Here is a 13,063-nt window from a genome sequence, read left to right on the forward strand (position 1 = left end):
CTCCTTTCCAAATAGTCTAATAATTTGAAAGTAGATATCATCTACCTTTCTATTATTATATCGTAAATTTAATACAAAAGTTAACCTAATTGTATTAAAAAAATATGAAATTTGATGCTGCGTAATTATTCTATTCGAAAGAAAAATCCCGTATTTCGAAGAAATACGGGACCTTTGATCATACATATTGGCTTAATTGTCTTGCTGCATATCTGTAAGCTTGTTAGCCTGCTGGAATATCTGAAGAAGTATATCTTTAAATTCATCGAACTTGGCAACAGCTTCATCAGATTCTCTGACACCTTCATTAGATAGTGAAGCAACTTCCTGACTGGTTGCAGAAAGATTGGAGATACTGTCGTTGATCTCGGTAGTGGAAGCGGCAATAGACTTCATACCTTCTCCAATCTCTGTAAAGCGAGAGAGCATATCGCTGACATTTTCGTTGATACTATCAAAGTTCTCACCTACAGATGCAATCATTTCATTCTGCTCAGATACGGAAGCAACTGTTTCATCAATACTTGCCATAGCTTTCTGAACATCTTCATTAAGCTCATTTATGATATTTGTGATCTCTGTAGAAGCAGTATTGGTCTGAGCTGCAAGCTCACGTACGTCGTTAGCAACAACGGCAAAACCTTTACCTGCTTCACCAGCTCTTGCGGCTTCTATGCTGGCATTAAGAGCCAGGAGATTGGTCTGTTTTGATATGGACATGATGGTTCCAACAATTTTTTGAACATCAGAAACTTTATTGATAACTGCCTGAGTTGCGTCTACAGTAACCTGACTTTGATCAGCAACAGCAGCTGATTTTTCTTTCAGATTATCGATAACAGCTACACCTTCACGGACTGCGTTCTGAGTATTCTCAGATGCCTGTGTCATGTCTTTTCTATGCTGCTCAGTAGTAGCTGTCTCTTCCTGAATTTGCTGAACTCTTTCAGCCTGAGTTACTGCAGATTGAGCGGTTGTTTCCATGCTTGTGGCAATTTCCTGCATTCCTCTGTGCTGCGCCTCGATGATCTGCTGGAGATCATGCATATTTTCCTGAGAATTATTAAAGAGTTCAGTGATCTTATTGGCTATGTTTGCCATGTTGTTTCCGGTTTCCAAACTTTTTTCAGCATCTTTTGTAATACGATCGTTGTTTTCATCATTGAACTTGGTTAAAAGAGTTACTGTAGCAAGACATGCTATGAAAGCAAGACCAAGTGTCAAAAAAGCCAGGCCATGCATCAGGTCCAGTGATCCGTTGACCACGTAATATTTTATACAAGTAATGATAAAAGAAATAATGATGGCACCAATGCCTGCTTTACACAGTCTGACATTAAGATAGATTATGCTACATATAAGTATTGGAAGCCCAAAAGCAAAGAATATTATATTATCTTCAAATATCAGGAGGAAAAAGTAAAATACGGTTGATCCTCCCATGATAAGAATAGATCCGAGCTTTTCTTCTGCGTGTCTGAATTTACCAGTCATTATCATTGCATTTCCTGCCAGAACACCTACCAGGATACCTAAATTAGAAATAGTAGCACCGTTTTGCATGAATTTTGAGATTGTGATCAAAATGCCACTGATGAGGATCACTATACATACATTAAAAGAATTATTATTTGCACGACGGTATTGTTCAGGACTCATATATAATCTCCTTTTCTTAGTATGAATTTCACCATAAATGTAAACTTATAATAACATACAGAATTGCGCAATTAAACACATTACCGGTTAAAAAGAAATAAAAAAACGATAAAGTTTTGGACTGTGTACATGATAAGTTTAATCGTTTTTTAAGAATAAAATATTACTAAATAATGTACAATTGTAATAGAGAACGTTATTTCATTCTCTTATTAAACTAAAGGGGTGATTTCATGAAAAAATTAAGTTTACGTGTTAAGATGCTTATCTGTATACTTCCGGTTATGGCAGTAGCAATGATAGTTCTTACGTATGTAGCTGCTTCCTTGCTTAGCGATAATCTCCAGAAGACTAATACTGATAGTATGTATCAGAATGTAAATGCTAATGCGACTGCAATAGATACCAAGTTGGAGATTGTGAGGACAACGGCAACTAACATTGCGGAAATGGTCTCAACTTCATATCAATTTGTTGAGATTGATAATTATAGAGGAACTCTATCCAAGATCATCAGTGATAATGATAGTGTTTTAGGATCTGGTGTCTGGTTTGAACCTTATGTTTTTGATTCTGCGGAAAAGTACATGGGACCATATTGGTACAAAGATGGAAACACAATAGTTGAGACCTGGGATTACAGTAATGCAGAATACGACTATTTTAATGAAGAATATTATACCAGTGCCAAAAACCTCAAGAAGGGTGAGGCATCTATAACAGATCCATATTATGATGAGACGTCAGGTATGGTTATGTCCAGCTGCTCAGCACCTATATATGATGGTGATAAGTTTGTGGGATGCGTCACAGTTGATATGAAGCTTGAAGATGTGCAGAACATGGTTTCAAACATTAAGGTCGGCAAAACAGGAAGAGCTATTTTGCTTGCATCTGACGGCACATATATCTATACAGACGATTTAGATAAGGTTGCCAGTTCAATGAAGATGCAGGAAGATCCAAGTGCGGCTTTTGCTACTGTTGGTGCAGAAATTGTAGAAAAAGCTTCTGATAGTCCTGCAATGGGAGCAGCATTTGAACCTGGAGGAACAGTTCTTTTGACATACAAGAATGTTCCAAAGGTTAACTGGAAGATGATAGTAGCTATAGACTATGATGAGATAAACGAACCGGTTGTTATGGCAGTCAGAATGCTGGTGATTCTTGCTATAGTCGCTCTTTTGATTGGAGCTGTTATCATTTGGTTATTTGTTCTTAATATCAGTAAGAGCATTAATAACGTAAAGGCTTTCGCTGGAGTTTTGGCAAGTGGAGACTTTACAGTCGATAAGATGATCAATAAAAGAGGTGACGAGCTTGGTCAGATGAGTGAGTCGCTCAATAATATGTATGAGAGTAACAGAGAAGTTATCAGCAGGATTTCAGACGGTTCGGTTCAGGTAAGTGAAACTTCTTCGGGACTTGCTAATATGGCAAATGAATTGTCAGATCAGTTTGGCAGTATCAGGGATAATATGTCCGGTGTTAATGATGCTATGATGGCTTCCGGCGCAGCAACAGAACAGGTAAATGCATCAGTTGAAGAAGTAAATGCGTCTGTTCAGCAGCTTGCTTCTGAGACGGAGTCATCAAGTTCAGAAGCTGCAGATATCAAGGAAAGAGCAAAGGAAATTGAGAAAAAGAGCCATGATGCATATGAAAACGCCCTTAATATTGCAGAGCAGAGGCAGGCTGATCTTGAAGATGCAAATGAAAAAGCAAAGGTAGTAGATCAGATAGGAAGTCTTGCAGATACGATCGCTGAGATTGCTGATCAGATCAATCTCCTTTCACTTAATGCCAGCATTGAGGCGGCAAGAGCAGGAGATGCAGGTAAAGGATTTGCAGTAGTTGCTTCTGAGATCAATAAGCTTGCAAGTGGCACTTCTGAAGCAGTTGAGCAGATAAGAGATACGATCGAAGGAGTACAGGAAGCTTTTGGAACTCTTTCAGGAGCATCAGATGAACTTCTTGGATTTATCAAGGAAACAGCTATTCCTGATTATGATAACTTTGTAAATGTAGCCAAGCAGTATGGATCAGATGCAGATTCTTTTGGTGTTTCCTCTGAGAAGATTGCAGGAATGGCAGAAAATATCCGCTCTGCAATGGATGAAGTATCTAAGGCTATCCAGAATATTGCTGAGTCAACCCAGGATACAGCTGATCTTTCAAGTAGAGTAAACGATTCTGTTCTGGCAGCTTCGGATGTTGTATCTAATGTAAATGATATGACAACCAAGCAGGAAGATATTGCTAATACACTTGGTGAGATCGTAGGTAAGTTCAAACTTAAATAATAATTAGTTTCATATGAATAAAAGAAAGCTTGCGGAAAATGAATATTCCGCAAGCTTTTTATTTATTATTTTATAAGGAATCAAAGCGTGTCCTGACGTTTGATATATTGTGGCTCATTTTCAGTGCCCATAATAGTCTTGGCGTGTATTATCTTTGCCCATTTATCTACTATGGCATTTTCAATATGGATACCAGCTTCGATCTCTGCATAAGCCATGATAATTGAGTTTTTGACAACTGCACCCTTTTTGATAGTAACACCACGGCCTATGATGGAATTTTCTACAGTTCCTTCAATGAGACAACCGTTACTGATAAAGGAATTATTGACCTTGGCACTCTCAAAATACTGAGTAGGGCAGGAGTCGGTGGTTCTTGTGTATATTGGCCAGTCAGACTTAAACATCTCACTTGCAGTATTGTAATCCAAAAGCTCCATAGAAGCGTGGTAGTAATCCTGAAGAGATGTAAGGCTGGCAAAATATCCTTTGTGCTGGAAAGCGCGTACATCAAGCTGCTTACACATGAGATTAAGGATATCTGCAAAGGTATAGATGGAAGACATGAAGCTTGCATCGTTTACCAGCTCAACGAAAAGATCTTTTTTGAGGCAATAGGTATCCATAAGGATATTCTTGTTATTGGCTGTTCCAAGGTTCTTTTCAATTGCCTGTACACCCTTTTGCTTGTTGAGAGTGACTGTATGGCAATTCTTGAAATAATCTCTAGCATTATCAATCTTGTGATAAAGAACTGTGACTTCTGCGCCTGTCTGAATATGTGTATCAAGGAGTTGCCTGAAGTCCTGTTTGTAGACCATGTAGCTAGGAGTGATGATAACGTACTCCTGATGAGCTCTCTGGATGTAATCGAGGTTTTCCTTGTAAGCTAATATATCGTTGTTGTAGATAGAACGTGATGAAGTATTTTCTGTGAAAAGAAGCTGAATCTTACCTCTTTTACTGTTGATGTTGTAGTGTCTTCCTGAACCGACGTGCTCTGCAATTGATCTGGGCCTTGAGTTAAGGAACACCTGAATACGGTTGATGTCTGAGTTACTCATGTTGGATATCGGGAAGTCGATCACACGGAATCTTCCAAGGAAAGAGAATGCTCCGATAGGGCGGTAGTCCTGAAGCCCGTCAACATGGATAGTGTTATCAGCGGAGGATACAATTCCTAATGCAGTAGCCATTATTTGTTACCTCCTTTCACATTTGATGCAACAAGTATGATGTTTTCGCTGTTCTTCTGGCCGACTTTAGCTTTTTTGCCAATTCGAACATTCTCAGCAACAAGGGCTCTTGTGACAACGGCGCCTTCCTCAATGACTGCTCCGGGCATTATGACTGAGTCGACTACCTTGGCACCTTGTTTTACTACAGCTCCTGTGAAAAGAACTGAGTTTGTAACGCTACCTTCGATCTGAACACCCTGTGTTATATAAGCACGCTTAACTTTGGCATTCTGGCCTATGTACTGAGGAAGAGTAGATACATCCTCTGTGTAGATGAGCCATGAAGAGTCGTTTAGATTAAGTTCATTCTTGGGATCAAGAAGGTCCATATTTGCTTCCCAGAGAGAGTCGATTGTTCCAACATCTTTCCAGTAGCCTGAGAATTCATAGGCGAAAAGATCTTTCTTTTCATTGAGCATTCTTGGGATGATGTCCTTACCGAAGTCGTGATCGGAATTTGGATTGTTCATGTCATCCACAAGCATCTTGCGAAGGAGCTTCCAATCGAAGATATAGATGCCCATAGACGCTAAGTTGCTCTTTGGCTTAGCAGGTTTTTCTTCGAATTCTATGATCCTTCCCTTGTGGTCTGTATTCATGATTCCAAAACGGCTTGCTTCTTTCATAGGAACGCCGCGCACAGCAATAGTAGCATCCGCATTGTGCTCCTTGTGGTATGCAAGCATCTTGGAATAATTCATTTTGTAAATGTGATCTCCAGAGAGAATTAAAAGATATTCTGGATTATAAGCATCGATAAAATCGATGTTCTGAGAAATGGCATCTGCAGTTCCTCTGTAGACATCAAGGCCTTCATCAGCCTTCTCACGAGGAGTCAGAACATATACGCCACTGTCTTTGGAATCAAGTCCCCAGCGTCCATCCTGAGCAACATAACTATTAAGAAGAACAGATTCGTACTGGGTTAGCACACCTACGACATCAATTCCGCTGTTAGCACAGTTACTTAGTGGAAAATCTATGATACGATATTTGCCGCCGTAGTACACAGCAGGCTTAGCAACTTTGGTGGTCAGATCTTTGAGTCTGCTACCACGGCCACCGGCTAAGATCATGGCCAGCATTTCATTTTGAGCCATACACACTCCCCCTTGTCCTATGGATTTATAGAAATACTACTATATTTATGATATAATACAGCGTAAAAAAAAGATAGTTTAATTATCGAAAAAGTGAGGATTTAATAGTGCTTTCAGTAGTAATACCTGCATACAATGAAGAGGAGATTATCCCCAAAACTGCTAAGACGATCGATACCATATTGAATGATGCAGGAATAGATCATGAGCTTTTGTTTATAAATGATGGTTCCAAGGATAAAACTTGGGAGAGGATTGAAGAGCAGGCTAGCCTTATTCCTAGTGTTAAGGGCGTATGCTTTTCCAGAAACTTTGGCAAGGAGTCAGCGGTATTTGCTGGAATTGCAGAGGCAAAGGGAGACTGCTGCGTGGTAATCGACTGTGACCTTCAGCATCCACCAGAAAAGATCGTTGAGATGTACAGACTCTGGGAACAGGGTTATGAGATAGTAGAAGGTGTTAAGACCAGTAGAGGTAGAGAGAGCGGCATGCACAAGTTTGCTGCCAAGACTTTCTATTCAATAATGAGCGATGCTGTTGGCTTTGATATGTCCAGAGCATCTGATTTCAAGCTTCTTGATAGGAAAGCCATCAACGTTCTGATCAATATGAATGAAAAGAACGCATTCTTTAGAGCCCTTTCTTCATGGGTTGGTTTCAAGCAGACAGAAGTTGAATATGAAGTTAGAGAAAGAGAAGCTGGTACTTCCAAGTGGAGCACAAGATCTCTTATCAAGTATGCTGTTACTAACATTACGTCCTTTACATCTGCTCCTATGCAGATAGTTACTATCATGGGAGTATTCGTATTTGTGTTTGGGCTACTTGTGAGCATCGAGGCTCTTGTTCAGTACTTTAGAGGAACTGCAAGAGAAGGCTTTACAACAGTTATCATTCTTCAGTGCTTTACATGTTCTGTTATCATGATGGGACTTGGTGTTATAGGGTTTTACATTTCCAAGATCTATGATGAAGTTAAGGGAAGACCTAGATATATCATAGACAAAACAACTGATGAAAAATAATTGGTTGACGCTATTTTATAAAAAAATATTGGTTTAAACGGGAATATAGAGTACAATATAGGTGGGAGTCTGTCTTTTTGTACAGGAAAGGAGACATAAATGTTAGCTACATTAATTCCTTTGTTTGATGGTAATATGTCAGTGTGCGCCTACTCTGTGTTTGCCCGCAAAGAGAATCATTTCTTGAATCCCAATCTCGAGGGCGGCGCAAGATACGACGGAGCTGGTACTGTTCATGAGCTGGAAGTTGTCAGTAGCATGGGTGTATCTACTCTTTCTGGCGGCAAGGAAGTATTTGTCCCCATAAATCAGTTTTCAATTTTTTCAGAGATATCCCTTCAATGTACAGTGCCTGCAAATAAGGTAGTTCTTTTGATGGATAATACCATTAAGCCCGAGGAACAGTTTATTAAGAGGGTAAAAGAGCTAAAGAGTCAGGGATACAAGCTGGCTATGAGAAAACTCCCTATTATCCAGTTCGAACCTTATAGAGAGATTCTTAATAAATGTGATTATATTTTACTTAATCATTCTAAGATTGATATACAGAAGGCAAAGATATATTTCACAGCTGTATATCCTAATATCAAGCTCTGTGCAGTAAATGTAGATACTCAGGATGAGTACGATGAGCTTACCAAAGACGGCGGCTATGATCTTTATGAAGGAAGCTTCTTCAGAATGCCGGTAAAAGAGTCTGAGACAGAAGTTAATCCTCTAAAAGTAAATTATATTGAGCTTTTAAATGTAGTAAATGATGCTGACTTTGATCTTACAGATGCAGCTGATGTTATCGGTAAGGACCCAGCTCTGGTGATCTCTCTTTTGGAGATCGTTAACAGAATGGCTCTCAATTCTGAGATCACATCTATCAGACATGCAGCAGCTATGATGGGTCAAAAAGAGCTAAAGAGATGGATAAATACAGCTGTTACCAAGGAGCTGTGTGCTGATAAGCCTTCTGAGATCACAAGACTTGTTATGATCAGAGCCAAATTTGCTGAGAATCTGGCAGAGCTTTATGAAATGGCAATGCAGGGACCTGAGCTCTTTATTATGGGACTTTTTTCAGCAATTGATATCATGCTTGATAAGACTATGGAAGAAGCCCTTGACATGGTAGTTGTGCCTAAGCTTGTTAGACAGGCACTTTTGGAGAACTCAGGAGATTATTACAAGATACTTAATTTTATCAAACGCTATGAGGATGCAGATTGGATCGAAGTCTCCAGGCTTATGGTACTTGATAATATTGATATGGATAAGGTTTACGAAGCATATCTTAATGCATTAAGATGGTATAGAGATCTTATCCCAGTAACTTAAAGAGGTTATAATGGCCGCGCTGGAGGAATCTGGCGCGGCTTTTTTGGTGAAGCTAATGAATGAGATATTTGGAGTAGACATCAGAATACTAGATGATAAAGAGGCCTTTGATTCCTGGTATCAGAAAATGCCTGAATATAGGAAAAAGAAGATAGACGGCATAAAGCCCATAAATGATAAAAAGCTTTCTCTTGGCGCTGGTATCGCGCTTCATAGAGCTCTTTTGGCAAATGGGATAAAAGAATATGAAGTTGGAATAGCTGAACATGGCAAGCCTTATATCTTGGGAAGAGAGGATATCTTTTTTAATCTGTCTCACTCTGGAAATATTGCAGTGTGTGCAATATCTGACAGTGAGGTTGGGGTAGATATTGAAAAAAAACGTAACTTTAGTGAGGGACTAATAAAAAAAGTCTTTGACGATAAAGAAATCCAGGATGTGGAAAGCATTGCAGAGACTAAGGAAGATAGAGATGAGCGTTATACAGCTCTTTGGACTATCAAGGAAAGTATAATGAAATATTATGGAACTGGAATAGCCATGGCCCCTGCTTCTATACATGTGGATTTTGGAGAGAAAGTAGCAGTAAAATGTCAGGCTTTCCCTGAGGAAAATCTTAACATTTTTTTTAATAATTATGATGAAATAATGTTGACAATCTGCTCCAAAAATAATAACTTTAACAAAGTGATTAATTTTTTATAACGCTTTGAAAAGGGGATAGAGTAAATGTCGATTTTAGCATTCCTTGCAGTGTTACCTGCTGCAGTATTACTTATCGTTATCTACAAGTTAGATAACATTGAGAAAGAGCCAGTAAGCCTCATGGCTAAGGTATTTGGCTTTGGTGCATTATCTGTAATCTCAGCTATTTTGATGGAGATGGCCGGTAGTGCAATTCTTTCATTATTCTTTAGAACAGAGAACGCATTATATAATGCTATTATGTACTTCTGCGTAGTTGGCTTTTCTGAGGAGATTGGTAAGTTCGTTGCTCTTAAGCTCGGAACATGGAAAAATCGTGAGTTTAACTTCTCATTTGACGGAATCGTATATGGCGCTTGCGCAACACTTGGTTTTGCAACAGTAGAGAACATTATGTACTGCTTTCAGTATGGACTTTCTGTAGCAATCACAAGAGCTATCATGTCAGTTCCAGGACACTGCATCTTTGGTGTATTCATGGGTATCTACTATGGTATGGCTAAGAGATGTGAGCTTAATGGAGATGAAGAGGGCAAAAAGAAGAACATCTTCAAGTCACTTCTTATTCCTATCTTACTTCATGGAACTTATGACTTCTGCCTCTCATATCAGTATGACGGAATCATGTTAGTATTTATCATATTCGAAATTGCTATGGTTACTGCAGCAATCAAGAGAGTTCTTAAGATGTCCAAGACTGACAGCCCACTTGCACCAGAAATGCAGATGGCAGTTGGCTCAGAGGGAATGTATCAGCAGGCTCCAATGATGGGACAGATGCAGACTCCAGTAATGGGACAGCCTCAGGCTCCAGTGATGAATCAGCAGCCTGTAACTCCAGTTGCACCAATGCAGCAAGTTCCAGTACAGCAGACACCAGTAGTACCAGTTCAGCAGGCACCTGTACAGCAGACACCAGTAGTACCAGTTCAGCAGACTCCTGTAGCACCTGTTCCTGCAGCTCCAGTTCAGGAGCCAGTTGTAACACAGACACCTGAGCCTGGTATTTACAATCCTAACCCAGTATTTACTCCAGAAAGTATCGAGAATAAATAATTGGAAATTTGAATTTATGACCTGTCGTTGCTAAATTGATTTAGCAAGGCAGGTCTTTTTTTTCATAAAATTTGTTATAATGTGTAGGACTTTGTAGGTAGATTGGAGATATGCAATGCTTTATATAATGCGACATGGCAAAACACAGTGGAATAAGGAGCAAAAGCTCCAAGGACAGATTGATATACCTCTTATTGAAGAAGGAAGACAGGCTGCTATAACAGCAAGAGAAAAGAATAAGGACCTTCATTTTGATGTGTGCTATGCGTCTCCACTTTTAAGAGCTAAGGAAACAGCAGAGCTTTTCCTCGAAGGCACAGATACTCCTATTATCTATGATGACAGGTTAAAAGAGATGTCTTTTGGCGAATATGAAGGATCACTTGGATATTTTGATGATCCAAAGAATCCTGTAAATGTGCTATTTGTAAGGCCTGAAGCTTATGTGCCTACAGGTAGCGCCGAATCACTTGAAAAATTAAGCGAGAGAAGTAAGAGCTTTTTGGATGAGATTGTTTATCCTCAGGTAAAAGAAGATCCACATAAGAACATCTTGATAGTAGCTCATGGAGCACTTGGATGTAGTCTTATTTCTCACATAAAAAAAACTCCACTTGAACATTTCTGGGACAATCTCATAGGAAATTGCGAATTAGTCAGACTCCTGTAAAACGCTGGTTTTACGGGAGCTTTTCTTTTTCGGAATTATAAATTTTTCACTGCCATGAAATATAATTTCACAAAATAATTAGATTGAATGAAATTTAATATTGATATTTTTTATCATCCCATGTATCATTTTTTTAACGGCAAATTATTATTTTTTTAATGCTTTTATGATTTTCTTAATGGAGGGGAATATGACAAGGAATGTTTATGGAAAGCTACGCAAGATAGCTGCTTCTGCGCTTGCGGGACTTATGATCGTATCGTTTGCAATCGTTCCAGGAACCAGTGTTTATGCAACGTCTGATGACGCAACACTGGAATCATCTTCAGCTGAAACTCCAGCTGAAGCACCAGTAGTACAAGAAATAAAGGATGAGGAAACTCCAGCTGCGCCAGCGCCTGAGGAAGTTACACCTGCACCTGAGACACCTGCACCTGCATCAGCAGAGGTGGTTTCAGCTACTGCTCCTGCACCTGTTGAAGAGCCAAAGGGTGAAGAACCAGCACAGGGTGAAGAGCCAAAGGTACCAGCTAATGTATCTGCTTCTTTTGAGAATGGTGAGATCACTATTACTTTAACTGAAGGTGAGACTCAGGAAAAGAAGGAGGATCAGCCTGAAGCAGAATCTGATAAAAAGGAAGATGCAGCTTCTGAACTTAATAGTGAAAGTAACGTCAATGACGCAGAGCCCGAGACTAACGAGAACAAAAGTGAAGAACAGCCAACAAAGTTGTTTTCGCTACGTTTAGCAGCTGCTCCTGCAGCTACAGCTAGTCCTGATGATCCTATCAGTGTAGAGACACTTGATGATGGAAGTATTGTTGAGACTTATTTAGGATATAAATATATATATAAGCCAGTTAGTAGTGATGATGGAACAGAGTATTCATTCGTGGTAGAAGTAACAGGAGATGGTTTAGACGAGATAGTTATTAATACACCTAGACTTAAGAAATCCCTTGAGCCAGGAGACACTGTTTCTGTTCATTTTAAGCTGAATAACACGGATGAGACATATACTGTAGAATATACTGAAGATCCTTCAAAATATGTTCTGTATTACTCTCTTCCAGATTCAGAAAGAAACAGAGCAGCTTTAGAAAAGATGGGGTACACAATAGTCAAAGAGTCTGATGATGGAAAGATATTAGTTACTCCTAGTGGCAGCTTCTTAGGTTCTCATACAGGTTATGTGGGAACCAGTCTTATGCATTTTTTGATAGAGACTGAAGAAGGTAGAAACATATTAAAAGAAAATAATGTGCAATTTGATTCAAGTGTTGATGAGAAAAGTCTTTACAGAAAAAATATGTATTCTGTAACTCGATTTTTGGAAAAGCTGGAGGATGATGATCCTGACAAGATTGACGAATTGTTTATTAAAAACGCAGAGTACAGAATTAAAGAACAGACTGGGCAGGAAGTGAGTTTTGGAAATGATGTGGCTAAAGCTTGGAATGATTTATTCTTTAGTTTAGCATGGAGAACATATTTCGAATTAGATGGAAAAGAGGTAAAGGAGTTCCCAAGTGATGCAAAATGGGAGCCAGGACAGAGCATCAATATTGCTGTTATATCAAAGCTTGATGGAGAGCTTGGTGATAATTTCTACGAAGACATTGCTTGGAATTATGCAGGTCGACTAGTTATCAGAAGATTTTCAGAACCAGTCCCACCACCATATGATCCACCAGAGGATCCAGACGATCCACCTTCAGATTCTCCATCAGACCCACCATCAGATCCACCTTCAGAGCCACCTGTAGTTCCTACAGTTCTCACACAGCCAGCACCTGAAGCTCAGGTTCTCGGCGCTAGAAGAGAAAATGGACAGGCAGTTCTTGGAGCAAGAAGAGCAAAGACAGATGATACTTCCAATAATGCAGGAAGATTGTTTATAATAGTAGTTGCAGCTGGTGCTCTTGTAACAACATCAGTACTTGGCCGCAAGAAAGCTAAATAATTTTCCATGCCGGGAGG

General features: G+C 39.4%; 10 protein-coding genes. 7 read left to right on the forward strand and 3 right to left on the reverse strand.

What is annotated here, in order from left to right; translation table 11 throughout:
- Positions 1 to 192: 192 nt before the first annotated feature.
- The gene (locus bhn_RS05380; RefSeq protein WP_071175723.1) at positions 193 to 1,659 is read right to left on the reverse strand and encodes a methyl-accepting chemotaxis protein; all 1,467 of its coding nucleotides are present in this window, start codon (positions 1,657 to 1,659) and stop codon (positions 193 to 195) included.
- A 233-nt stretch (positions 1,660 to 1,892) separates the two neighbouring features.
- On the opposite strand from bhn_RS05380, the gene bhn_RS05385 reads away from it, so the two are divergent.
- Positions 1,893 to 3,962: a methyl-accepting chemotaxis protein gene (locus bhn_RS05385; protein ID WP_071175724.1), complete on the forward strand. Its 2,070-nt coding sequence runs from the start codon at positions 1,893 to 1,895 to the stop codon at positions 3,960 to 3,962.
- A gap of 80 nt (positions 3,963 to 4,042) precedes the next feature.
- Here bhn_RS05385 and glgD read toward each other — a convergent pair whose 3' ends face one another.
- On the reverse strand, positions 4,043 to 5,158 hold the full coding sequence (glgD, locus tag bhn_RS05390; protein ID WP_071175725.1) for a glucose-1-phosphate adenylyltransferase subunit GlgD: 1,116 nt from the start codon (positions 5,156 to 5,158) through the stop codon (positions 4,043 to 4,045).
- The gene (locus tag bhn_RS05395) at positions 5,158 to 6,300 is read right to left on the reverse strand and encodes a glucose-1-phosphate adenylyltransferase (RefSeq protein ID WP_071175726.1); all 1,143 of its coding nucleotides are present in this window, start codon (positions 6,298 to 6,300) and stop codon (positions 5,158 to 5,160) included. The genes glgD and bhn_RS05395 overlap by 1 nt, the downstream gene beginning before the upstream one ends.
- A 107-nt stretch (positions 6,301 to 6,407) precedes the next feature.
- On the opposite strand from bhn_RS05395, the gene bhn_RS05400 reads away from it, so the two are divergent.
- From bhn_RS05400 to bhn_RS05425, 6 genes are all read left to right on the forward strand, one after another.
- The gene (locus bhn_RS05400) at positions 6,408 to 7,325 is read left to right on the forward strand and encodes a glycosyltransferase family 2 protein (RefSeq protein ID WP_236845971.1); all 918 of its coding nucleotides are present in this window, start codon (positions 6,408 to 6,410) and stop codon (positions 7,323 to 7,325) included.
- Between the two features lie 99 nt (positions 7,326 to 7,424).
- Positions 7,425 to 8,651 (forward strand): EAL and HDOD domain-containing protein, encoded by a 1,227-nt coding sequence (locus bhn_RS05405; RefSeq protein WP_071175728.1) that lies wholly within the window; start codon positions 7,425 to 7,427, stop codon positions 8,649 to 8,651.
- A 10-nt stretch (positions 8,652 to 8,661) separates the two neighbouring features.
- Positions 8,662 to 9,357 (forward strand): 4'-phosphopantetheinyl transferase family protein, encoded by a 696-nt coding sequence (locus bhn_RS05410; protein ID WP_071175729.1) that lies wholly within the window; start codon positions 8,662 to 8,664, stop codon positions 9,355 to 9,357.
- A 24-nt stretch (positions 9,358 to 9,381) separates the two neighbouring features.
- Complete coding sequence (locus tag bhn_RS05415; RefSeq protein ID WP_071175730.1) at positions 9,382 to 10,413, forward strand: PrsW family intramembrane metalloprotease; 1,032 nt, start codon at positions 9,382 to 9,384, stop codon at positions 10,411 to 10,413.
- A 115-nt stretch (positions 10,414 to 10,528) separates the two neighbouring features.
- Positions 10,529 to 11,083: a histidine phosphatase family protein gene (locus tag bhn_RS05420; protein WP_071175731.1), complete on the forward strand. Its 555-nt coding sequence runs from the start codon at positions 10,529 to 10,531 to the stop codon at positions 11,081 to 11,083.
- Positions 11,084 to 11,273: 190 nt separating this feature from the next.
- On the forward strand, positions 11,274 to 13,046 hold the full coding sequence (locus tag bhn_RS05425; protein ID WP_071175732.1) for a hypothetical protein: 1,773 nt from the start codon (positions 11,274 to 11,276) through the stop codon (positions 13,044 to 13,046).
- Positions 13,047 to 13,063: the final 17 nt, after the last annotated feature.

The sequence above is a fragment of the Butyrivibrio hungatei genome, from assembly GCF_001858005.1.
In the GTDB taxonomy this organism is placed as follows: domain Bacteria; phylum Bacillota; class Clostridia; order Lachnospirales; family Lachnospiraceae; genus Butyrivibrio; species Butyrivibrio hungatei.

What these genes read in the sequence shown, in the direction of transcription:
- bhn_RS05380 (WP_071175723.1), bottom strand. Translation starts at nt 1,659, where the DNA reads ATGAGTCCTGAACAATACCGTCGTGCAAATAATAATTCTTTTAATGTA.
- bhn_RS05385 (WP_071175724.1), top strand. Translation starts at nt 1,893, where the DNA reads ATGAAAAAATTAAGTTTACGTGTTAAGATGCTTATCTGTATACTTCCG.
- glgD (WP_071175725.1), bottom strand. Translation starts at nt 5,158, where the DNA reads ATGGCTACTGCATTAGGAATTGTATCCTCCGCTGATAACACTATCCAT.
- bhn_RS05395 (WP_071175726.1), bottom strand. Translation starts at nt 6,300, where the DNA reads ATGGCTCAAAATGAAATGCTGGCCATGATCTTAGCCGGTGGCCGTGGT.
- bhn_RS05405 (WP_071175728.1), top strand. Translation starts at nt 7,425, where the DNA reads ATGTTAGCTACATTAATTCCTTTGTTTGATGGTAATATGTCAGTGTGC.
- bhn_RS05410 (WP_071175729.1), top strand. Translation starts at nt 8,662, where the DNA reads ATGGCCGCGCTGGAGGAATCTGGCGCGGCTTTTTTGGTGAAGCTAATG.
- bhn_RS05415 (WP_071175730.1), top strand. Translation starts at nt 9,382, where the DNA reads ATGTCGATTTTAGCATTCCTTGCAGTGTTACCTGCTGCAGTATTACTT.
- bhn_RS05420 (WP_071175731.1), top strand. Translation starts at nt 10,529, where the DNA reads ATGCTTTATATAATGCGACATGGCAAAACACAGTGGAATAAGGAGCAA.
- bhn_RS05425 (WP_071175732.1), top strand. Translation starts at nt 11,274, where the DNA reads ATGACAAGGAATGTTTATGGAAAGCTACGCAAGATAGCTGCTTCTGCG.